Here is a 23,571-nt window from a genome sequence, read left to right on the forward strand (position 1 = left end):
CCACGTTCTCCATCTATAGGGAACAACGTATGGGGACCCAAGTGTTCAAACTATTATGACACTTGTATATGTGGTGTACACATGGATTTGGTTAAACTACGGTTAAGTTATTGTACACAATCCTCACAATCCTCGAAACAGCCTCTCCCCGTTCCGCTTCATATACCTATACAGCCCCATACTCAACACAATCATAATTGCGGCGGCTCCAAGCATGATAATCTTCCCGTCCACACCCGTCAGCAGAATCGTCAGCCCTGCCGGAACAAGCAAACTAATCATCCCGATAAGCATGCCCACCAGTACCGCCGCACTCTGCTTAACCACCTGAACCTCACTTGTCCACTCCAGCTTAGGCAGTTTCAGATTAACCATAACGCCTATCAGTGCAGAGTAGCAGGCATAGATCACAGGGATTACGAGCAGTAAGAGACTATCCATCCATCCTGTCCGCAGCGATAGTATCAGTATTACACAGCTCACAATCGTGATAGGTACTGTAATGGTGAGATTTACAGCAACCTTGGAGAGCAGGATGATGTGCTTAGGTACGGGAGCGCTTTTGAGTATCCAAAGATTATTGCCTTCCAGAGAAATGGAGCTTGACGTTGTGCAGCTTAAAGCTATGAACATGGAGACGAAGACAGGCGCCAGTGTATTCAAGTAATGCTGCAGCTCTGGAATTTCGGCCCGCTCCCCCAGCTGCTCCGGGCTGATGAACAACAGGGAAATTGACGACATCAATAACAGAACCATGCCAATGCTTGTATTCAAAATATAATTGGAAGAACTGAAATAGCGGCGCAGCTCCTTCTGATACAGAGCGTAAAATACCGTGGATGCTTTTAACGGCTTCATTGTATATTTGCCGCCTGCATGGCTGGTCATTAGACCTGTATGAATCGCTTTATAACGCGACCCTAGTACGGCAGCAAAGATTACAAAGGACAGCACCGATAACAGAATAAATAAAACAAATGAATCTATCCGGTAGGAGCAGACAGCATCGACATACATAGCCGCCAGCGGATACAGCTTATAGATCATATCTGCCAGTCCGGTGCCCAGATCAGCAAGTTCCTCCTGCCCGTTACCTTTCAAAGTAAATGAACCTGCCATGAGCGCAATCACGACGGCAAAGGTCAGGACAAGACTGATCATCCGGCTGGCCCGGAACCGGGAAGAAAACCAGCTGATGAACGCGCCAATCACGGTTGCTGCAATAATCGGGACTAATGGAATACACAGCATCGCCGGCAGAAACAGCAGATAATAATAGGCCTCCGGATGTGCTTTTAGCGCATATACCAAACCCGCCGGCAGCATCACCATCAACGTAAAAAACAGATTCAGCACATAGAGCTGGAGAATACGGCTTGCCACCACATGACTCGTCTTTACCGGCAGCGACATCACCAGATCGTAATCCTTATAGCTGAACAGGACACCGCTTGCCTTATAAACCGTCGTGAAGAACCCTACCATCGAAGTAACAGCCATCATAATGGCCAGCAGCAGCTCCACCCGGCCTATCTGTTCAAAAGCCAGTGCCATCGCATAGCTATATCCAAATGAAAAAACCGCGATCATAAGCACACCAAGGACGATAGCGATACTTAACAGCAGCAATTTGCGTCTTTCCTTCACCTCTCGGGTATGCAGGGCTTTATTCAAGCCGAAGGCAGAGAGCAGCTGGATCTTCGTTAATCTCCAGATATTAATCATTATCGATCAGCTCCATGAATACATCCTCCAGGCTGTTCTCGCCCTTAACTTCTTCCGTCTTGCCGTGGGCGATCAGCTGCCCCGCCTTGATGATTGCGATTTTATTGCAGAGCTTCTCTGCGGTATCCAGCACATGTGTGGAGAAAAAAATCGCACTGCCCTCACTACACAGCTCAGCCATGATTGTTTTTAGCATATGGGCAGCCTTGGGATCAAGTCCCACAAAGGGTTCGTCTAATACCAGCAGCTTCGGTTTATGAATGAGCGCCGAGATGATCGCCAGCTTCTGCTTCATCCCATGGGAATACGATGAGATCATATCGCCGAGATGGGCAGTCATCTGAAAAGCATCGCTGTATTTTTGAATGAGCCGCTCACGGTCCGCTTTGGATACACTAAAGAGATCGCCGATAAAATTGAGGTACTGGATCCCGGTAAGATGTTCGTACAGGTCCGGATTGTCAGGAATATACGCGAGACGTGACTTGCAGGCTAACGGGTCTTTTTTCATCGAAATCCCGTCAATTTCAATCTCTCCCTCTTCAAAATCAAGCACACCCACTACCGCCCGGATAGTCGTCGTCTTGCCTGCACCGTTATGTCCAATGAAGCCGTAAATGTCTCCCCGCTCGACCACTAAGTTCAGGTCATTTACTGCTTTTTTCCCGCCTTTATAGCTCTTGGTAAAATGTCTGATGGTAAGCATGTCCCTTCACCTCTTCCTAACTGTTAGCAAATAATCATTATACGTACAGCATAGGGTAAACGTTCATTGATGAATAAATAATCATTCGCGGAAACCTTTTTGTCCGATTGCACGTCTAAGAGCTCAAATAACACACAAACTACATCAGAGGTGAAAGAAAATGAAAAAAACATTCAAGCTTGTTACACTATCCGCCGCCGCCGCTCTGGCGTTAAGTTTTGCCGGACAACAATTCGCTTCCGCCGCAGCCTTCACAGATTTAAATAACGTCCCCGGTAAAGAGAAGATCATCGCCCTGCAAAATAGCGGCCTGATCAAAGGGATCAGCGCCTCCCAGTTCGGTCCGAATATTGCCATCTCGGAAGCTGAAGGGGTTCAAATGATCGTTAATAGCTTAGGACTGAATCTTGATCTGATCCGATTCGCTAAGGAGCCCAAGGCTTCGGACTATTTTGCCAATGCCAATGATTCCGCCTGGTACTCGCAGGCCCTCATTATAGCTGCTGTCCACGGACTGGACTTACCAGCGGATTTGAAGCCTGGCCAAAAGTTAACACGCGAGGAATTCACGCATCAGCTTATTGATGCGATCGAAATCAGCGGCCGTCTGCCGATGATCAAGCCAGTCGTTGTGGAATTCAAAGACCAGGACCAAGTGAAGGCGGACTATTCCGGTTCGATCCAGCGCGCCCTGAACTACGGTGTTGTGCAGCTGGATGCAAACGGGAAGTTTAACCCGCAGCAGAAAATCACCCGGGCTGAAGCAGCCGTAGCCATCAGCAATGCGCTGGCATACCTGAAGGCTCACCCGGCTCCTGAAGCTGCAAGCGAGATCCTTACGGCTGAACAGGCTGTTCAATTGATCAAAGAAGCCGTAGGACCTGAAGCCGGCCTGCAGATCAAAATCGCTCCCGCTTCCAGCATGAGCCGTGAATCATTCACTTACCTGCTGATTCATACGCTTCAAACAAGCGGTCAGCTGCCGATGATCAAGCTGAACCCAGTGGAGATCAAAGACAATAATGAGATCGACATCTTAAACTCCGGGGCCATTCAGACGGCGATTGCCCTCAAGATCGTGAACCTGGACGCAGACGGCAATTTCCATCCAAAAGACGCAATCACCCGTGCAGACGCTGCCGCCATGGTCAGCCAAGTCCATGAAATCCTGAAACCATCCTCAAGCAAATAGGAAGTCCTCAACGACATTAAACCTGACCCTCTTGGTTCCGCCAAAAAAAGCCAGACCGTTATTTCCTGACGGTCTGGCCTTTTTTTGCTATTATCCACTGTAGGCAAACATGATCTCATGCTCTTTTCCCCGATGGATCTAGCATAACGTGGATGGAACCCCTCTCGGCATTCTAGCGGGAAAAGCTCCCACTAATTCAATCATTTTATACCAAAAATGAATATTAGGTGGAAAAAGTCCCTCTAAAATCCTCGAATTAGCTAACTTTGAGCCATGTTGGAGATATTAGCGGGAGAAATTCCCACTAGTAACCTTCACTATCCTTCCCAGAGGAATTTAGTTGGAGAAAATCCCACTACCGCGCCTCCCTCTTGCTATCTTTCCAATAGTTTCATTTATTCAATCATATTCCTGTCATTATATGGTAAAGTAAGTCGTAAATAATTCGTTGAACAGAAAGGTGGAAAAAGATGAACTGGATTCAGGCCGCGGTAATTACCGCATCCATCCTGGCATTTCAGACAATCTGCGGACAAATTCACTTGAACGATACCAGCACCTTAGCGATTTCATCTGTTAGTGCAACCGGAACTGCCGTAAATGACAAAATGAATGAACTCCAATCGAAATTAAAATTGGGACTGACTAAAGAGGAAGTACAGGCACTATTTACTGAGCAATTTGAGATCGCATATAACAGTGATTCAGAAAATGGAAGTGACTCTTATTGGAAATATGAATATTTCAAAGTACCCGGTTATGACCGTACGGATGATCTTCCAGCTCATGCTGATCATGTTATTGATTACGACGCTCTAGTTAACAAACAGATTGGGGCTTATTTATATATGGAGTGGAAAAACAACAAATTAATTCTGTATTCCATAGCGTATGTTAATCCTAAGGATCATGAAGTTCAACTATATGTTATGGGCCATGACGGAACAGCTTCAGATAGACCCGTTAGTCCATGATAAGTTAATCATTCCGTAATACACCAGATCCTCATACCGCTCTTCTTTGCGCACATGCTCTCTTAGTACCCCTTCTTGCTCCATACCTATTTTGCGCATCACACTTCCAGAAGCCGGATTGGAGCCAAAGTAACGCGCGAATACTTTATGGTACTTTTTTTCATCAAAAGCAAATTGCAGTACTGCCCGCGCTGCCTCTGTAGCATAGCCGTTTCCCCAGAATTTCTCACCGATCCAATAAGCCAGTTCACCGTTATGGAAATTCTGGTTACTAGACAGTGCTATCGCACCGTACAATTCACCGCTTACCTTGTCTGTGATTGCAAACTCATAAGATGTGCCGGCATTAAAGTTGGCTGAATGATGCTCAATCCATGATAATGCGTCTTTAAGGGCATATGGATAAGGCAGGTACAAAGTATTCTTATAAATGTTGTAGTTGTTGCAAAGTGCAGTAACTGCTGCCGCATCAGACGGGATGAACAATCTTAGCAGCAGCCGCTCAGTATGAATAGTTCGGTTGACGTTGTTATATGACATTTACATCCTCCCCAATGAGAACTTCCCGCTATACTTCAGCCACTTTCCCGTAAGCCTCGTTCCCGCTCACCTTTTTGAGCTTCCTATTAAACATAACAAACAATATAACACCCGTCACACTCGTAATCACTTCCGTTACGGTCATAGACCAGATAACACCATTCAGTCCAAAGAAATAATGAAGCACGATAATCACCGGAATATAGAGGATGCCTTGAGTAATGGCCATAATTGCTGTAGGTGCGCCTTGTCCGGTAGCCTGAAAAATACTCATGAAAAGTCCCGTGAATCCATTAAACAAAGCCGAGATCAGCATCGCTGCCAGGATCGTTACGCCGCTGCTGATCACAGACGGGTCGTTGGAGAACCAGTGCAGGACCGTGTCTCTAAAAATAAACACCAAACCCACGAACACTACAGAGATGCTCCCGATATATGCAAAAGCATATTTAATACCCGATTTCAAACGGACGATATTGCGGCCGGCATAGGTAAATGCAAACAGCGGGATCAGACCGAGGAATAACCCCATCGACAGAAACTCCGGAACCTGAACGATTCTTAGCGCCACACCAAAGCCGGCGACCACATGGTCTCCATATTGAATGGCATAGTTATTCAGCAGGAGCGTTGTCACAATCAGAAAAGCGGATTGCAGCAGCTCAGAGATTCCGATTTTATAGATTTCCAGTTTATCCTGAACCGAAATTCTAAAATGCTTCAAGAACCCTTTTAAATGTTCACTCTTTGTCTCCAGGAAATAGATGTAATAAACTACGGAGCCCACGTTCGCTAGTATCATTGCCAGCGCCGCGCCCGCCACATGCCAGTTCAGCACCAGAATAAACAGCGGATCAAAAATCAGGCTAAGCGCCGTGCTGATAAACACTCCGTACATCGATTCCTTCGACGCCCCCTCCGAGCGTACCAGCTGCTCCAGCGCAAAATTGAGCACAATCACGAACCCGCCGGCGAACAGGGTCAAGGCATAGGTTTTGGTAAAACCAAACGTAGCATTATCCGCACCAAGCAGCCGTGTAATCGGGTTAATCGCCAAAAAAGCAAGCAGTGCGATTACGATACCGGCGATAATACTCGCGTAGAAAGAATAACCGGCGATTCTCCGGCCCTTCTCCGGATTCTTCTCACCAGCCAGCCGGGTTACAAACGTCCCGCCGCCTACTCCCAGCACATTACCAAAGGCCATTAATACAGTAAAAATAGGCAGGCCCAGCGTAATCGCTGTCAGCATATGCGTATTGTGCAGCAGCCCGATGAAATAGGCGTTGATAACATTGTAAATGGTCCCGACCGACATTCCAATCATCATGGGTATCGACAGATGGGCAATCGCCTTCTTCAGCGGAGCTGATTCCAGATAATATTGATTAGATGTTTCCTGGCTCATATTCATTCCTCCAAGCTTTCACTTCATATTGTTTAGTTAGAATTCTAAGTAACAAGGATATCATAATAGTTAGAGTTCTAACTGTCAATACTCTAACTAAATCAGCATTAAAAAAACCTCTATACCTGCCAGTGCAATAGAACTCTGGCGGGTATAGAGGTTTTTCATTACAATTCAACATATTCACAATCTATTATTCCTCAACAGGAAAGCTAACCGCAAATACTGAGCCTTCCCCCGGCGTGCTCTCAACCGAAATTTCTCCTCCGCACATCTCCACAATACGCCGCACCAGCGGCAGCCCGAGGCCATTGCCTTCTGCCGACCGCGATTTATCTCCCTGATAGAATTTCTCGAAGATATGCTTTATTACTTCCTCTGTCATCCCGATACCGGAATCTGTGATTGTCACAGTAACGGCATGGCCTGTTGTGGAGAGATGGACGGCAATTTCTCCTCCGCTGTCCGTAAATTTAATGGCATTCCCAAGTAAATTCAGCCAGACCTGCATCAGCAGATCTTCGTTGCCATAGAACACGACAGGTTCAAGGTCGAGGTCCAGATTGATATCTTTGTCATTCCACTGGGCTTCCAGCAGCAGCAGAGCCTGGCGGATTTGCTCATCAAGGCCGAACTGGCTTTTGTCCACGATGTATTCCTGATTCTCCAGCTTGGACAGCTTCAGGATGTTACTGGACAGTGAGGACAGCTGCCTCGTGCTCTCAATGATCAGCCGGCTGTATTCCTGGCGTTCCTTAGGTGAAAGATCATGATCCTGCATTAAGGTGGCATAACCTTCAATCGCCGCGATCGGGGTCTTGAATTCATGCGAGACATTAACGATAAAATCATTGCGCAGCGTCTCAATACCGCCCAGCTCCTGCACCATGCGGTTAAAATTGACGGCCATCTCCCCCAGCACATCGACTCTATGCTCCTCATGCGCAACTCTGATGCTGAAATCGCCTTTGGCAACCTGCTTGGCGGCTTCACTGAGATCGATGATCGGGGTCAGAATTTTGCGTCCCGAAATCGCAGTTATAACCGTTCCGATCAGGATACTGGTAATCATTACAACGGAGATCGGCCAAAAGATATTGAACCGGCCCACATCGATAATTCCCGAATGCACGATCAAAAAGCTCAGCAGTGCCATTAACAGCGCCGCGCTCAGCATAATCAAGAACACCATAAGAACCAGCGTTCCCCACAGATTGCGTATTTTCCTCGGCCTGATCAACAGCGCTTCACCGCCTTATACCCCAATCCCCGCACGGTAACAATCTCGAATTCAGGACAGTCCTTGAAGCGATCACGCAGCCTGTTGATATGCACATCCACGGTTCGCGCATCCGTCTCCGAGTCCATCCCCCAGATTTCGTCCATCAGCTGCTGGCGGGTAAAGATTTTGTTCGGGTAGGACAGCAGCTTGTACAGAAGGTAGAACTCCTTTTGGGGCAGCAGCAGGCTTTTATCCCCGCGATAGACCGTAATGGAATCCGAATCCAGTATGACCTCCCCGATAACCAGCCTGCGTTCATTCGCAATCTGTGCCCGCCGCAGCAGTGCCCCCACCCGCAGGATCATCTCGTTCACATCAATCGGCTTCACCATATAATCATCCGTACCGGCCAGATACCCGCGCTGCTTGTCCTTGAAGCTCTCTTTTGCCGTAACCATCAGCACCGGAGTATTATAGCCTGCCTCTCTCAGCCTTTGGATCAGTTCATATCCGTCCACGTTTGGCATCATAATATCCGAGATAATCAAATCAATATAATGTGTATCCAGCAGCTCCAGCGCATGTTGTCCATCCACTGCCGTCACCGGGTTATACCCGTGTTTGGTAAGCACAGTGCCGATCAGCTGCCGCAGCTTGTCGTTGTCCTCTACTACAAGAATGTTGATCATTTCTACACCTGCGTTCCCTCAAGGTTCAGTAATCCTTTTAACATTGTACAACAACTTTATGAACCCATTATTAACGGAGAGCGTAACACTTACTATACATAGGCAGCTCCCCGGCTGCCAGGCTGTACGAGTTGATGTTCAGTTCATAATCGTATGTTACGCTTTGCACACAAGAGAGATGGATGGATTAAGAGAGGATGAGATTACGGTATGCTGCAATTGAAAAACATTTCTAAAAGTTATACCACGGGCAGTTTCACGCAAATTGCCTTAAATGATGTCAGTTTGGATTTCAGAAAAAACGAGTTTGTGGCGATTCTCGGACCCAGCGGTTCAGGCAAAACAACCTGTCTGAATTTGATCGGCGGGCTCGACCAATATGACAGCGGGGACTTGATCATTAACGGAACCTCGACCAAACATTTCAAGGACAGTGACTGGGATGCTTACCGCAATAACAGTGTGGGCTTTATTTTTCAAAGCTATAATCTGATCTCCCACCTGAGCATTACAGACAATGTGGAAATGGGCATGACCTTAAGCGGCGTGAGTGCCGAGGTTAAACACCGCAAGGCTGTAGAAGCGCTGGAGAAGGTCGGACTGAAGGAGCATATCCACAAAAAGCCCGGCCAGCTATCCGGAGGCCAGATGCAGCGTGTTGCCATCGCCAGAGCACTGGCTAATGATCCCGACATTATTCTTGCCGATGAGCCGACCGGTGCACTGGATACGGTAACCAGCGAACAGATTATGGAGCTGATCAAAGAGATTGCCAAGGATAAACTGGTTGTCATGGTCACCCACAATCCGGAGCTGGCCGAAGCTTATGCCGACCGGACCGTACAGTTTAGGGACGGAAAGGTCATTTCGGACAGCAATCCCCCAAGCGACATTCAGGAGAATACCAATTATCAGCTGAAAAAGACGGCAATGAGCTATTTCACCGCCCTCAAACTATCCGGCAAAAATATCTCCACCAAGAAGTGGAGAACGGCGCTCACCGCCTTCGCCTCCAGCATTGGCATTATCGGTATTGCGCTTATCCTGTCGCTCTCAAACGGGTTCGACAAGCAGATCAGCAGCTATGAATCCGGGGCGTTATCCAATTTCCCGGTGACCATCAATGAATCGGCTGCCAGTATTGATCTGTCCAGCAGGCCCTCGGAAGATGCCGGGAAGGCAAACAAAGAGTGGACAGAATTCACCAGTGCGGGTGAAATCTACCCTTATGATCCATCCGCCAACACAGTTATGCATACTAATGTGCTAAGTGAAGAGTATCTGAATTATCTGGACGGTATCGATTCTGCCCTGCTGGACGGTGTGTCTTACAGCCGCAAGGTGAGCATGAATATACTCAGATCCGACGGAGCTACCGCTGTTCCCGTCGATACAGCAAGTCTGAACTTCACCTCGTATCCCGATAAGCCCGCCGGTGCTGAAGGCAGCTATCTTGCAGATTATTATGATCTGCTCGCCGGTAGCCTGCCCGAGAAGTCCACGGATCTCGTTATGGTCGTCGATGAATATAACCGGATGAGCCAAAGCATTCTAGAAGCCCTCGGCCTCGATTATAAAGCAGCTAACATCAGCTTCGATGATATTGTCGGCCGGGAGTTCAAGCTGATCTATAACGATGATTACTATATTGAATCTGACGGCATGTTTAAGCTAAACGGCAATGCTGCCAATCTGAGTACAATGTATAACAACGGCAATGCCGTCACGTTGAAAATTTCCGGAATCATCCGTAAGCAGCAGGATTCCCCAATGTCCACCATGTCGGCGGGAATTGCTTACTCTGACAGTCTGGCGGAACAGTTTATAACCAATGCGAAGAACTCGGCCATTGTCAAAGCTCAGGAACAGCAGGATCAGGTCAACGTCCTTACAGGGAAGGTATTCTCACAGGTCAATGGCATGGGCAGCGGCATGGGTATGGGCATGGGCTTCGGTATGAGCAGCTCCGGCGCAAGTACTGATCCGGGCAGCTCCATGTCCAAGGAAGATACGCTTGCCGCCTTGGGTGCAGTAGCTACGCCATCCTCAATCTCTTTATATCCTAAAGATTTTGAAGCTAAAGAAGGTATTGTGAAGTATCTGGATCAATGGAACGAAGGCCGCAGTGATAAAGAAATGATTGTCTACACCGATTTGGCTGAGATGGTCACCAGTCTCTCCAGCGGCATTATGGACGGAATCACCATGGTGCTGATCGCTTTTGCCTCCATCTCGCTGGTCGTATCCCTGATTATGATCGGGATTATCACCTACATCTCCGTGCTTGAACGGACCAAAGAAATCGGTGTACTCCGCGCCTTGGGTGCACGCAAAAAGGATATTACGCGTGTCTTCAATGCAGAGACCTGCATTATCGGTTCGCTCTCGGGACTGCTGGGCATCGGGATCGCTTATCTGCTGACCATTCCCGTCAACATCATTCTCAAGTCGATTACCGACCTGTCGAATGTCGCTCAATTAAATCCGCTGCATGCCTTCGGACTCGTCGTACTCAGCGTCGGACTGACCATGCTGGGCGGATTCATCCCTGCCAAATTCGCAGCGAAAAAAGATCCGGTAGTTGCACTGCGCAGCGAATAATTTATCTTGTGAACAGCGGAATATGGTTAGAAATGAAGGAGCCGGTCTTGGACCGGCCCCTTTTTTTCATTATAATAAGACATAAAAACTATATTACCTGAACAAAAGGGTTACCCAAGAGCGAAAGTGGCGGAGGGGAATTTTGGAACTGTAGGAGCGGTAGCGTCCGCCTTTAGGTTTGGATTTCTACCGCGAAAAGCTGTTCAAATCAAGAAATCCAAACCTAACAGCGGCCGTAAGTCCAAATATTCACCGTAGACACAGCCTATGCCGAGCCGGTACGTTGAGAGTTCAGTAAATATACATTGGAGCACATAAATGAGAAATTTCCCGGCCGAGACAGCCAAGAAAATATTAGCAAATGAAATCAGCGTCGAAACATTATTGCAGCAGTACCCGGAATACAAAGAAGAAGTGCTGCGGGAACTGGGAACAATGAAGAGCAGTGCCGGATCTAATGTGGTCCAAGCCATCATTGACCGCTATACCGCCAGCGCCAAGATTGCCAACAACAAGATCAGCAAAAGCGGGTTGAACGAAACCACCGTAAATGCCTTTTTGCCCAATATCATCAAAGCCCGGTTTGCCATTCATCTGCTGGAGCAGTTGAACATAGCGGTTTCTTCCAAAACTCCTGCCGCCAATGTACGGTTTAACCTGTGGGACGGGACGATCTTACAGAAGCTTTTATTCAAAAAAGCGTTCGAGCGGAAGCCTGTATCCCTCGGTTTATTTAAGTTTTTCTGGAGATTGATCATCAACAAGAAGATTTTGATGCCGCTGGTCAATAAAAAGGGGATCTACTGCTTCTACTCCAAAGCATTAATCAAGGAACTCGGGGTGTTAATCGGGGACAAAAAATGTCTGGAGATCGCTGCCGGAGACGGCACGTTAACCCGGTTTTTGAACGAAAATCATATTCCGTGCATCGCTACCGATGATTACAGCTGGAAGCACTATATTCAGTACCCTGTTTTTGTGGAGCAGGCGGATGCCAAAACAGCTTTGCAAAAATACAGCCCCGAAGTAGTGCTATGCTCTTGGCCTGTCCCCAAAAATCCGTATGAAAAACATGTGTTCAAAACGGATTCCGTGAATCTATATATCGTCATCGGAACAAGAAGCTCTGCCTATACCGGAGATTTCGAAGCCTACCATAATGCTGACCTGTTTACGATGGAACTCAACGAAAGGTTGTCCGCGCTTATGCTTCCCCCCTCAAATGAGAATGCGGTTTACCTTTTCAGACGGAAAAACCCGGTTATCCTGCGAACCTACTAATCGCCGGTAACCGGGTGATTGTTCCCTAATCCCAATTTCTGAGGTCATTAATCCCTTTCTTCTCGCTAAACGCTTTCTCCAGATCAATGTCCAGCTTATTGGCCAGATCAAAAATATTCCATACGACATCGTACATCTCGTAACCCAGGTTCGCCTTTCGTTCCGCATCGGGATGAAAGGACACGGACAGCACTTCTTTGGCTAATTCGCCGACCTCGGTCATCAAGTATAACATCCGCTGCTCAATGGTACTCGTATCAAAGCCCTTCACTTCACTAAATGCTCTAACATACTGCTGAAATTCTGATGCGTTCATTCCTTCCGCTCCTCATGATCTTATTACCATATCGGTTTATATTTTAAGGAATGGCCGTGACTACAGAGAATATTTGGACTTCCGGCCGCTGTTGTCTGCAGATTTCTCGAATTTGTACCGCTGATCGCGGTGGAAATCCGCAGACAAAGGCGGACGCTACCGCTCCTACAGTTCCAAAATTCCCCTCCGCCACATTTCCTTAAATTTAAATCATTTAATTCAATCTACATTGATATCTCATTATACATCATAGAGTCGCTCTAACGGACAAACCAGACAAGATCAGAATAGCAAAAAAACGCAGAGCCCGGAACTCCAGGCTCTGCGCTAAATAGGAATAACGGAATCAGGCCATCAGCCTAATTCAAAATAGCGGTCAGCATTATGATAACAGATATCCTGCACGATGCGGCCCAGGAAAGGCAGATCCCTTGGCGCTTCGCCGTTTACGACCCAGCCTCCGATCAGGTTGCACAGAATACGGCGGAAATACTCGTGGCGCGTGTAGGACAGGAACGATCTGGAATCCGTCAGCATGCCGACAAAGCAGCTGAGCAGACCAAGATTCGACAGGGATGTCAGCTGCTTGATCATGCCGTCCTTCTGGTCGTTGTACCACCAGCCGGAGCCGAACTGGATTTTGCCCTTGATGCCGTCGCCCTGAAAAGAACCGGTCATCGCTGCCAGCACATCATTCTGTGCCGCATTCAGATTGTAAATGATCGTCTTGGGCAGCTCTCCGGTCCGGTCAAGCCCGTCGAGCAGCTTATATAACCGGTCGGCATAGCTGTTGTCGCCAATGGTATCGAAGCCAGTATCTGGTCCCAGCTCGCGGAATCTGCGCGTATTCGGATTACGGATTGCCCCGATATGCAGCTGCATGGCCCAGCCGTGCGCAGCGTATTGCCGGCCCATGGCCAGCAGCAGCGCAGTCGCGTATTGGTCACACTCCAGCCTGCTGAGGTTGTCACCGCCCAGACGTCTGCTGAAGATGTCTTCGAGGACTGAGGCCGGAGCTTCCTCATACGGCAGATGCGAGAACCCGTGGTCGGAGATCATGCAGCCCTGACGGTGGAAATATTCAATCCGCTCCAGCAGGGCACGTTCCATCAGCGCGAAGCTGGTAATCGGGTACCCTGCCGCCTGCTCCAGGCTGGTCAGATATGCCGGGAAGCTGTCGGCTTCAATCAGCAGTGCTTTATCCGGCCGGAAGGTCGGCGTCACTACGGTTTTGAAGGTGTTTTGACTTTGCCCGGCTATCCGGGCATGGTACTTCAGATCCTCCACAGGATCATCTGTAGTGCAGATCCATTTCACATTGGAGCGTGTGATGAGTCCCTGAGCAGAGAAGCCCTTACCTGCAATCAGCGTATTGCAATGCTCATAGATTTCCCGCCAGTTCTGCGGATTCAGCTGCTCCTCTATGCCAAAATAACTTTTCAATTCTAGGGCCGACCAGTGAAACAGCGGATTGCCGATTGTAAAGGGCAGAACCTCACTCCACTTGGAAAACTTCTCCTCATCGGAAGCATTGCCTGTAATATATTTCTCGTCAATGCCAAAGGTTCTCAGCGCACGCCATTTATAATGGTCCCCGCCCAGCCAGACCTCAGTGATGCTGTTAAACCGTTTATCTTCAGCGATGGCCTGCGGATCAAGATGGCAGTGGTAGTCTATAATCGGCAAGTCCTTGGCATACTCATGGTAGAGTATCCGGGCTTCCTCAGACTGCAGCAGAAAATCCTCATGAATCAGTGCCTTCATTGCGCATGCTCCCTTACCTCTTATTTCAGATATTTCTCCAGTGTGCTTCTTACCGCTCCCGGTCCGGCCAGCAGCTCATAGAACATGCCTTCAATCTTATCGCCCAGGCCGATGTTATACAGCTTCACGCCGAACAGCTGCTCATCTTGCAGAATTGCCCGCACATTCGACGCGGCGTCCCCCAGCTTCACGCCCTGCAGATGCCCCTGCAGTGTTTCGAGCAGCGGGTCAGAACTGAGGGTGAAGGCGTTCCCTTCATCATCCACGCCCAGCAGATAGCGGCACCAGACGGCAATCGCCAGCGGAATCGCTGTCAGCCCAGCCGGATCAAGATCCTCTCTGCGGATATACGATTTAATCGTTTCCCCAAAGCGGATGCCGACCTTCTGCGAGGTATCGGTTGCAATCCGCTGCGGCGTGTCGGGAATAAATGGATTGGCGAAGCGCTCCTTCAGCACCTCATCCAGGAACTGCTTCGGACTAAGGATGCCCGGATCAACAACAACCGGCAGCCCTTCCGTGTAGCCGATGATTTCCACGAATTTGCGCAGCGTATCGTCCTTCATCTCATCGGCAATCAGGGTATAGCCGAGCAGACAGCCCGATACGGCGAGTGCGGTATGCAGCGGATTAAGGCAGGTGGTCACCTTCATCGTCTCCACCTTGTTGACGGTATCCCGGTCGGTGAAAATAATGCCCGCCTGCTCAAGCGGAGGACGGCCGTTCGTGAACTTGTCTTCAATGACCAGATATTCACTGATCTCAGCGTTTACAAACGGGGCAGTATAGGTATTCTTGGAGGTAACAATCACATCCATCTCACCGATGCCCTGCTCAAGCAGTGCTGCCTGCACCGTTTCCGACGGGCGCGGCGTGATTTTGTCGATCATCGACAGCGGGAAGGTGATCAGCTGCTCATTCTCCAGGTAAACCACGAAGCCTGCTTCCACCAACCCCTTGGCGGCCCATTCTCTGGCAATGGTTACGACCCCATTCTTCAGCTTATCGCCGTTATGGGAGCAGTTGTCCATGCTGACGAAGGTCATCGGGTAGGCACCCTTCTGATACCGCTTGTATGCAAGCGAAGCGACAATACTCATGGCATGAACGGGCTGCTCCGGACCGCCCGCAATGTCCTTCTCGACGATGCCGAGATATTGGCCGTTCGGGCCGGTCAGGGAATACCCCTTCTCCGTGATCGTGAAGCTGGCCATCTGCAGGCTCGGGTTCTCGAACACCTCCGTCAGCCTGTTGTAATCATCTTCACGGTTCTTATCGGCGGCGAGGCCTTCTACGATGCTGCTGACGATTTTCTTCTGGAAATCGCCGCGCGCATTCATCAGTACCAGCAGGGTCAGATTATCATACGGCTTGTAGACTTTATCGATCATCTCGAAGTCAAACGTCTCCGCCGCGATGATGCCCGTGTCCGCTGTGCCGCTGTCCAGCAGCTTCTGATGGGCATTCGCCACGAATCCGCGGAAAATATTGCCCGCACCGAAATGAATCCATTCCGGCTTCGCCAGCGTGTTCTCCGCTATTGTGTCATAGTCGAATTTGGGAAGTTCGACTCCAGCAGCCTCCCATGAGGCTGCCTCATCCAGGATACTGGTTCGGCTCAGGCGCAGCATTTATTTCGCCCCCTTCACATTATCCAGGCTGTCCCATACGCCGAGCAGGTACATGATACCCATCGCCCGGTCGTACAAGCCATACCCCGGACGGCAGTTTTTCTCTTCCCCCCACAGATGACGGCCGTGGTCCGGACGCACATAACCCGTGTATCCGTTCTCGTGGTAGGCCTTAACGACTTCCGCCACATCTACGCTGCCATCCCGGCCGCGGTGGGATACTTCGATGAAGTCTCCGTTGTCAAATACCTTCACATTGCGGATATGGGCAAAATAAATCCGGTCATGGAACTCGCGAATCATCGCCGGGAGGTCGTTCTCCGGATTCGTACCAAGCGACCCAGTACAGAAAGTCAGGCCATTGTAAGGGCTGTCTACTAAATCCAGAAAACGGCGGATCGTATCGCGGCTGCGGATAATGCGCGGCAGGCCAAAGATCGGCCAGGCCGGATCATCCGGGTGAATTGCCATTTTGATATCCACTTCTTCACATACCGGAATAATACGCTCCAGGAAATATTGCAGGTTGTCGAACAGTTTGTCTTCCGTCACATCTGCATAAGCTGCAAACAGCTCATCCAGCTTCGCCAGCCGTTCCGGCTCCCAGCCCGGCATGGTGAATTGTCCTGCGCCTTGGAGAATCCGGTCCACCATCTCACGCGGATTATCGGTAATGGCAGCCTTTTCATAAAAGAGGGCATTCGAACCGTCCGGCAGCTCCTTGTACAGCTCTGTGCGCGTCCAGTCGAACACCGGCATGAAGTTATAGCAGATGACTTTAACGCCGACTGTTGCGAGCTTACGGATTGTATCGATATAGATGTCGATATATTTGTCACGGGTCGGCAGGCCGATCTTGATATCATCATGAACGTTGACACTTTCCACCACGGCGGTGCTGAAGCCCTTGGCCGTAATCTGATCCGCCACTTCCTGTATCCGCCCCATCTCCCAGACCTCACCGGCTACCTTATCGTGCAGCGACCAGACGATACCCATTACCCCCGGAATCTGCCGTACATGGTCAAGCGTGATGTTATCGTTCCCTTCGCCATACCATCTCCACGTCATGTTCATTAATAAGCCCTCCTTAGGATGTATAAACGATGATTTCAAATGCCTTGAATCTTGTATACAAGTTTGTGTAGATCATAAAATAAGCAACACAATTTTGTCAATACTTCTTTTGAAAACGTATACTATTATCGATAAATAGCGAAAAAATTGACTTGTTTCGTGAAAGTTTTCTTTTATCACAGCGGACATTGATGTATACTAGAACTTAAAATACGGATGATGGAGCCGAAACACAATGTCGATCAAAGAACAAATCATGAAGACGCTCAAGCATGAAATTCTGACCCTGACGCTGAAGCCCGGCACTATTCTCAGTGAGACTGTTCTATCCGAACGGTTCCAGATTTCGCGGACCCCGCTGCGTGATGTGCTGAAACAGCTCAGTCTGGAATCCTATATTGATATCTATCCGAAGAAGGGCAACCTGGTTTCGTTCATAGATCTGGAGTCGGTTGAACAGATTATTTATTTGCGCAGCGTCCTGGAAAAAGAGATCATGAAATATCTCTCGTCTCATCTGGTGCTGAAGGGTGTTCATGAGCTGAAGGAGATTCTGGACAGGCAGAAGGCTGCGATCCATGAAGAGGATGCCACGGAGCATTTTCTCAACCTGGACGATTCGTTCCACGCTGCCCTTTTCCGGCTGGCCGGAAGGGAATTCCTGTGGAATCTGATCCAGCAGTCCAATGTGCATTATGTCAGATACCGGCGGCTGCACATGCTCCGTCAGGAGAAGCTGGAGGAGATCTGGACGGAGCACCAGCGTATCCTTGAATACATGACCTCTCAGGAAACGGACAAGCTAGACGCGCTGATCCATCACCATTTGCGCGAAGACATTAACTCGCTCTATTTGCAGGAGAACTTCGCAGACTACATCAAAGCTTAGTCATTCGTTAAGCTTCGGTCGCCTACAATTGTACAAGACCACCCTGAAGGGTGAATCTACTCCTCCCTTGACCAGGGGCTGTCGGACAGCCCATTATTGTCCGCTGGGGCGAGCCGTGTTTCTGCGGAATCAGAGGGATTTATACCTCTGATTTCGTGCCACGGCCGTTCCTCAGCAGGAGCTCCACTCCAACTTTAGGCGCTTCCTCGTCACAATAGACGAGACTCACGATATATTTAGCTGCAGCACAAACAGCCCGTCTCCGGAATGCCGGAGACGGGCTGTTCTTATAGTTATATTGTAATGCTATTCTGCTGTACTGCTATTTTTGAACTCCTCCAGCTTCATCCTTTGCAGGCAGAAACTGAAACCACTGAAAGTCGAACCTGCTGCCCGGCAGAAACAGGAAGGTTACGGTCTGTTTGCCGCATACCGGCTCCAGTGTGAATTCCCGCTCCGTGTAAGATTCTGCGCCGGCAAACTCGACAAGCTGTTTGGATTCGCCGCCTTGGCCGCTGAACAGCAGATGCACTGTGTTGTTACGAAGCGCAGAACGCCCGCAGATAACAAGACGTGAGGTCCCCTGCTCCCCGAAATCCATGTCCTCAAAAATCAGCGACACATTGTTGCCGATGCCCTCAACCGCTGTCTCTGTTACAGAGAAAGTATCCCCGTAAATCCGGCTGTTCGCAAGGGCATCCAGGCGGGCGTAAGCTTTGCTCTCCCGGATAAACTGGAAGCCCTTCAAGTGAATCTTCTTCCGCAGGACAAATGACAGAGTCGTGATGCCGCTCAACCGTTTAGGCAGCTTGTAAGTTACTTCCTGGTATACATTCCATTGGGACGGTTTCTGGTAGAGTACCGTGTCCAGCAGCTCTGCGTCATCCTGCCCCGGGATACCTTCCCAAATGTCGATCGGATATTCGTCACTGTCCAGCGCAAAGATCGGCAGAGTGAGCTCATCCGCACCATAGCTGCCAAAGTCGACACGCTCGAAACAGATCAGGCTCTCACCTTCCCGCGCCGTAGCTACACCGCGCTCATTGCCGTTGGTCAGATTATAACTGGCTTTGCTGTGATAAGCGGCGGAGACGAATTCATACGGGTTAAGGTATGCCTGCCCGAAGCCGGTCAACTTGAGCCCCATCTGTGAATAGAGGCGTATACCGTCCGCACCGTTCCCTGTTCCGCAGCGGATAAACACATCGCCATCCCCCAGAGCCGTAATAAGCGCCTCATGCCCGTTCACCGCCAGGGAAGCGAGATTGGAGTCCACACCGGCTGCATTAGTAATGCGCCACTCCACATCCCGGAAGGTCGCATTCTCCGGATGCAGCTTCACGCGGATCGGCAGACCCGCCTTATCCGGCGTAAGAACAAGACCCTCTGGACAGATGATTTCCAATTTCCGTACCGGAATCTCCGCCAGTGAAGGGCCGCTGATGTCCTTAGACTGCCCGTTTGCTTCCAGCGGGTTATCTGCATAGAGAATCAGCTCCTGCTCAGCACCCTTACGCATTGCAGGAAGAATCGAATTCAGCTCAATCTCAGCATCCGCAATACCCGGTGAGGCTGCACGCAGCGTGATCGGACCGGCTTCCAGTGTACCTGCAATAATTGCCAGCAGCTTGCCGCTGAACATCCGGCGGCTTACGCCTTTGTAGGCATCGTAATCGGTGCTGTCCCCGTTATCGAGACCGACTAGCCGTCCTGGTCCTTCAACGCTCAAGTGCACCCGGTTGTTGGCATTCTCCACCGGCAGACCCTGTGAATCGGCAGCAGCAATGGTCACGAAGATCAGATCCTGGCCGTCAGCCGTAAGTTCCAGCTTATCTCCTGAAAGGACCAGTGAAGCGGCATCCCCGAAGGATGAGCGCTGCTCTTCAGCAATCACGTTACCATACTCGTCGTAGGCAACTGCCCGCAGAGTACCCTTCGTATACGGCAGCTGCCAGTTCCCGAGCAGCTGCAGGCCGCGGGCATGGTCGATGTCATAGGTTCCCTGCGAAATGTCATTTAGGAACAATTCAATCCGCGGCGCATTGGAGCACACCCGCACATCAATCAGCTGCCCCCCGGAGAAGTCCCAGTAAGGGAAAATATGAATCATCGGGCGGGTTCTGTAATCTGTCCATTCCGCCTGATAGATATAATAGGCATCCTTCGGAAACCCTGCGGTGTCCAGTTGCCCGAAGTAAGAGTTCTTTGTGAAGTAAGGCGTCGGCTCACCGATATAATCGAAGCCTGTCCACAGGAACTGCCCGAGGGAATATGCGGCATCCCGGTCCCCGGTGATGCAGGCTTCCGTGCTTTTGGCGCCCCAGCTGGTAGAGCTGTTGCCGAGCGAGGAGCACTGCTGATCATCATCGGCAAGAACCGGCTGGTCCAGCGGGAAATGATAGATTCCCCGGCTTTGTACGGTGGAGCAGGTCTCACTGCCGTAGATAATCCAGTCCGGATGCGCTTCATGGTGCCGGTCATAATATTTCTCACCGTAGTTGTACCCCGCGAGCTTGACGATGTCGGCGCATTTCTGGGCATTCTCCCAAGGCATGTAGTTCGATCCGATCGTCACAAAGCCGTTGCCACGCGGATCATGAATCAGCACTTCATCCTGCAGCATCCGGGTGACCTCCTGGCCGCGGGCATCGGCATGGGTATCATAAATCTCGTTGCCGATGCTCCACATGATCAGACTTGGCCGGTTCCGGTCCCGCCGAACCCAGCTGGCGATATCCTTCTTATACCATTCCGGAAAGAAACGGGCATAGTCGTAAGGCGTCTTGCTGCGTTCCCACATGTCAAAGGCTTCCGAGACAATCAGCACGCCCAGCTCATCCGCCAGCTCCATCAGCTCGGCCGCGGGCATATTATGAGCAGTGCGGATGGCGTTCACACCCATCTCCTGCAGCAGCACGAACTGCCGCCGCAGGGCGGCTTTGTTGACGGCTGCCCCCAGCGCGCCCAGATCATGATGCTGGCACACCCCGTTAAGCTTAAGGTGGCGGCCATTCAGGAAAAAGCCCTTTTGCCTATCCAGCTCCACCGTGCGGAGCCCGAAGCTCTGGGTCTGTTCTTGAGTAACTGCGTCTCCACCCAGCAGCTCTGTCTTAAGCGTATACAATCTGGGACTATCAATATCCCAGAGCTGCGGCTGCTCCACTGCCAGCCGGCTATGTGCATGCATAGTCTGCTCTGCGCTCTGCGCATGCACGGCAGCTTCTGCTTGGGCAACCACTACCCCGCCGGGATCCAGGACCGTGTGGCGGAGCTTCAATTCCGCAGAGCTTCCACCTGCTGCGATATGCAGCTCGGAATCTACATCCACTGTCCAGGTTCCACCGTCCGCCGGTCTGGCTGCTATATAGATACCATCAGACACAATATGCGTTTTCGGATACGTATGAAGCCATACGGAGCGGTAGATTCCCGCGCCGGAATACCAGCGGGAATTAGGCGATTCATGAATAACCCGCATCACAATCGTATTGTCTCCGGCTTTGAGGAAGGGGGTAATCTCGAACTCAAAGGTTGAGTACCCATACTTCCATTCACCTGCAGCCTGTCCGTTAACATATAGTGTGGAATTCATGTATACGCCTTCAAAACGCAGAGAAAGACAACTATCCGCCGGCACCTCATCCAGGCTGAGGATTTTACGGTACCAGCCCTCACTGTTCTCATACAGGTCATGAGTGTTGTAGATCAGCCAGTCGTGAGGCAGCGTCACCGGCATCCACTCTCCCTCAGCAGCTACGTACACCAGCTCCGATCCAAGAGGCTGCTTGCTGAATTCCCAGTCGCCGTTCCATATCCTTTTCATGCTCATCGCCATAAATCCCTCCCATTAGTGGTTGCTATGCAATCCATCTTCTTTTTAACGGTTCAAATAACGCTCATATGCAGCCTGCTGAATATCCAGCGCGCGTTCAATGCCCAGGTCCTTCATTTGCTGCACGTACTTGTCGTAGTTATCAGCGGATTCGATACCCAAAATGATTTTCAGCTCGGTTTCTTTTACAAAAGTGTTGATGTCGTTCATTATACTGCTCATTTCATCGGCTTCTTCGGCGGTTGGAGTGACTGGAGGAAGCAGATGCTGCTCATGATTGGTTTTCTTCCAGATGGCAATGGACTCGGCCGTTGCCGGATATTTGGCCGGCAGGTTGTTATCCTGCTGAATCATTGGAAAGTTGGTACTATGGGCGTATTTGGACATGACCTGATCGCTCCCCAGACCTTCCGGGTTGTTGACCACAAGATCGGTGTAGACCGGTTTGCCGTTCACCAGGTTATACGTGACTCCTTCAACGCCGTAAGTGTTCAGCAGGCTGCCCTCCTCCGTGTAGGCATAGTCCAGCCAGCGCATGGCTGCTTCCGCATTTTTGGTACGGGCTGAAATCGCTGCCGAACTTGTACCGGCATAAGCGTTGTCAAGCTGGCCGAATTCCGGGAGCTGTCCCTTCACGGCAGACGGATAAGGAGTTGCAACAAAAGAGGCCTCCTTGCCGGTCCCCTGTACGGCTGAATTGTATTTTTCGATATAGAACTGCCAGCCGATCGTCGCCCCGCTCTCACCCGAGGTCATCTTTTTATCTACCGTTGCAGCATCTATCGAAGCAAAATCCTTATCGATCAGCCCCTCCTTATACCACCGGGCCATCGTTTTCAGGTATTCCTTATAGCCCGGCTCCAGGTAACCGTAGACAACCTTTCCGTCATCAACATAGAAGTTGCCCATCACTCCGAAGGCCCCGGCGAATCCGCCGGTCCGCTCCCCCAGAAATAACGTGCGGAAGGTTACGGGTGCGCTGGCATGTTTCTTTTCTTTAAAAGCGGTCAATACCGTATGCCATTCATCAATGGTCTCCGGAACACTGAGGTTCAGCTCGTCCAGCCAGTCCTGCCGGATAATCGGCCCGCCATATACCCGCCCGATTTCAGAGCGGATGAACGGGAAGGCATAATAGGTACCGTCATCGGTTTTGATCATTTTGTCGATTTCCGGATGCTCCTTCAACGTCTTCTTGAGGTTCGGGGCATACTGGTCGATCAGATCATTGAGCTTCAGAATGTAGCCTTGTTCCACTGCTTTATCAGGCCCGCCCGGATACTGCAGCCAGGTGTTGAGAAAAATATCCGGCAGCTCGCCCGAGGCCAGCAGCAGGCTGAATTTCTGGTCGGTCATCGGCGCTCCGCCCAGCTGCCTGATTCGGATGCCGGTCCGCCCCTCGTACTCCTCATCAATCGGCAGGCGTTCCGGCGTGCCACCCAGCGTTTCATTCATATAGGTCAGTTCGACACCGCCCGGCATCGGGTAGGAGAAGTTTTCTGCATCTGCTGCAATATCATTTCCCGTTGTATTAGAAGCGCTTTCAATTCTTCCATTATTCGAACCGCTGCATCCGGCGGACAGCAGGGTAAGACCCAGCAGAACAGCTGCCAAGGGCTGAAACCTTCTCTTTCGCATAGAAATCATCCAATAACGACCTCCGTTTCTGTTTATCGGGAAACTTGATGCTCCTTCAATGTAAGCTGTATCGGGGGTATACGGCA

General features: G+C 50.2%; 17 protein-coding genes. 5 read left to right on the forward strand and 12 right to left on the reverse strand.

Features of this window, described 5'->3' with window-relative positions:
• Positions 1-123: 123 nt before the first annotated feature.
• Positions 124-1,725, reverse strand: coding sequence for a permease-like membrane multi-spanning protein (locus QU597_RS20240; protein WP_310829561.1), 1,602 nt, complete (start codon positions 1,723-1,725; stop codon positions 124-126).
• Positions 1,718-2,431 carry an ABC transporter ATP-binding protein gene (locus QU597_RS20245; protein WP_310829562.1) on the reverse strand — a complete coding sequence of 238 codons (714 nt, stop codon included), beginning with the start codon at positions 2,429-2,431 and terminating at the stop codon, positions 1,718-1,720. Before QU597_RS20245 ends, QU597_RS20240 begins: the two co-directional genes overlap by 8 nt.
• Positions 2,432-2,591: 160 nt before the next feature.
• On the opposite strand from QU597_RS20245, the gene QU597_RS20250 reads away from it, so the two are divergent.
• Complete coding sequence (locus QU597_RS20250) at positions 2,592-3,623, forward strand: S-layer homology domain-containing protein (RefSeq protein WP_310829563.1); 1,032 nt, start codon at positions 2,592-2,594, stop codon at positions 3,621-3,623.
• Between the two features lie 470 nt (positions 3,624-4,093).
• On the forward strand, positions 4,094-4,597 hold the full coding sequence (locus QU597_RS20255; RefSeq protein WP_310829564.1) for a hypothetical protein: 504 nt from the start codon (positions 4,094-4,096) through the stop codon (positions 4,595-4,597).
• Here QU597_RS20255 and QU597_RS20260 read toward each other — a convergent pair.
• The 4 genes from QU597_RS20260 to QU597_RS20275 form a co-directional block, all read right to left on the reverse strand.
• Positions 4,574-5,137, reverse strand: coding sequence for a GNAT family N-acetyltransferase (locus QU597_RS20260; protein WP_310829565.1), 564 nt, complete (start codon positions 5,135-5,137; stop codon positions 4,574-4,576). The genes QU597_RS20255 and QU597_RS20260 overlap by 24 nt on opposite strands.
• 28 nt (positions 5,138-5,165) lie before the next feature.
• Entirely contained in the window at positions 5,166-6,545 is a 1,380-nt protein-coding gene (locus QU597_RS20265) for an MATE family efflux transporter (protein WP_310829566.1), read from the reverse strand.
• A gap of 193 nt (positions 6,546-6,738) precedes the next feature.
• The gene (locus tag QU597_RS20270) at positions 6,739-7,785 is read right to left on the reverse strand and encodes a HAMP domain-containing sensor histidine kinase (RefSeq protein WP_310829567.1); all 1,047 of its coding nucleotides are present in this window, start codon (positions 7,783-7,785) and stop codon (positions 6,739-6,741) included.
• Positions 7,782-8,456, reverse strand: a complete 675-nt coding sequence (locus QU597_RS20275; RefSeq protein WP_310829568.1) for a response regulator transcription factor — start codon at positions 8,454-8,456, stop codon at positions 7,782-7,784. The genes QU597_RS20270 and QU597_RS20275 overlap by 4 nt, the downstream gene beginning before the upstream one ends.
• Positions 8,457-8,666: 210 nt before the next feature.
• On the opposite strand from QU597_RS20275, the gene QU597_RS20280 reads away from it, so the two are divergent.
• A complete protein-coding gene (locus QU597_RS20280; protein ID WP_310829569.1) occupies positions 8,667-11,057 on the forward strand; it encodes an ABC transporter ATP-binding protein/permease in 2,391 nt (796 codons plus the stop codon).
• Between the two features lie 318 nt (positions 11,058-11,375).
• Positions 11,376-12,338, forward strand: a complete 963-nt coding sequence (locus QU597_RS20285) for a hypothetical protein (RefSeq protein ID WP_310829570.1) — start codon at positions 11,376-11,378, stop codon at positions 12,336-12,338.
• 25 nt (positions 12,339-12,363) lie between these two features.
• On the opposite strand, the gene QU597_RS20290 is transcribed toward QU597_RS20285, so the two are convergent.
• The 4 genes from QU597_RS20290 to uxuA all read right to left on the reverse strand — a co-directional run bounded on the left by QU597_RS20290 (position 12,364) and on the right by uxuA (position 17,126).
• Positions 12,364-12,654: a MazG nucleotide pyrophosphohydrolase domain-containing protein gene (locus tag QU597_RS20290; protein ID WP_236332309.1), complete on the reverse strand. Its 291-nt coding sequence runs from the start codon at positions 12,652-12,654 to the stop codon at positions 12,364-12,366.
• 354 nt (positions 12,655-13,008) lie between these two features.
• Positions 13,009-14,418, reverse strand: a complete 1,410-nt coding sequence (gene uxaC / locus QU597_RS20295; protein ID WP_310829571.1) for a glucuronate isomerase — start codon at positions 14,416-14,418, stop codon at positions 13,009-13,011.
• A gap of 20 nt (positions 14,419-14,438) precedes the next feature.
• Positions 14,439-16,049, reverse strand: coding sequence for a mannitol dehydrogenase family protein (locus tag QU597_RS20300; RefSeq protein WP_310829572.1), 1,611 nt, complete (start codon positions 16,047-16,049; stop codon positions 14,439-14,441).
• Complete coding sequence (gene uxuA, locus QU597_RS20305; protein WP_310829573.1) at positions 16,050-17,126, reverse strand: mannonate dehydratase; 1,077 nt, start codon at positions 17,124-17,126, stop codon at positions 16,050-16,052.
• Positions 17,127-17,361: 235 nt separating this feature from the next.
• Here uxuA and QU597_RS20310 point away from each other — a divergent pair, with 235 nt between their 5' ends.
• Positions 17,362-18,015, forward strand: coding sequence for a GntR family transcriptional regulator (locus QU597_RS20310; protein WP_310829574.1), 654 nt, complete (start codon positions 17,362-17,364; stop codon positions 18,013-18,015).
• Between the two features lie 322 nt (positions 18,016-18,337).
• On the opposite strand, the gene QU597_RS20315 is transcribed toward QU597_RS20310, so the two are convergent.
• Both QU597_RS20315 and QU597_RS20320 read right to left on the reverse strand, forming a co-directional pair.
• Entirely contained in the window at positions 18,338-21,844 is a 3,507-nt protein-coding gene (locus QU597_RS20315; protein ID WP_310829575.1) for a glycoside hydrolase family 2 TIM barrel-domain containing protein, read from the reverse strand.
• 48 nt (positions 21,845-21,892) lie between these two features.
• Positions 21,893-23,494: an extracellular solute-binding protein gene (locus QU597_RS20320; protein WP_310829576.1), complete on the reverse strand. Its 1,602-nt coding sequence runs from the start codon at positions 23,492-23,494 to the stop codon at positions 21,893-21,895.
• Positions 23,495-23,571: the final 77 nt, after the last annotated feature.

The organism is Paenibacillus pedocola, from assembly GCF_031599675.1.
Lineage (GTDB): Bacteria > Bacillota > Bacilli > Paenibacillales > Paenibacillaceae > Paenibacillus_AQ > Paenibacillus_AQ pedocola.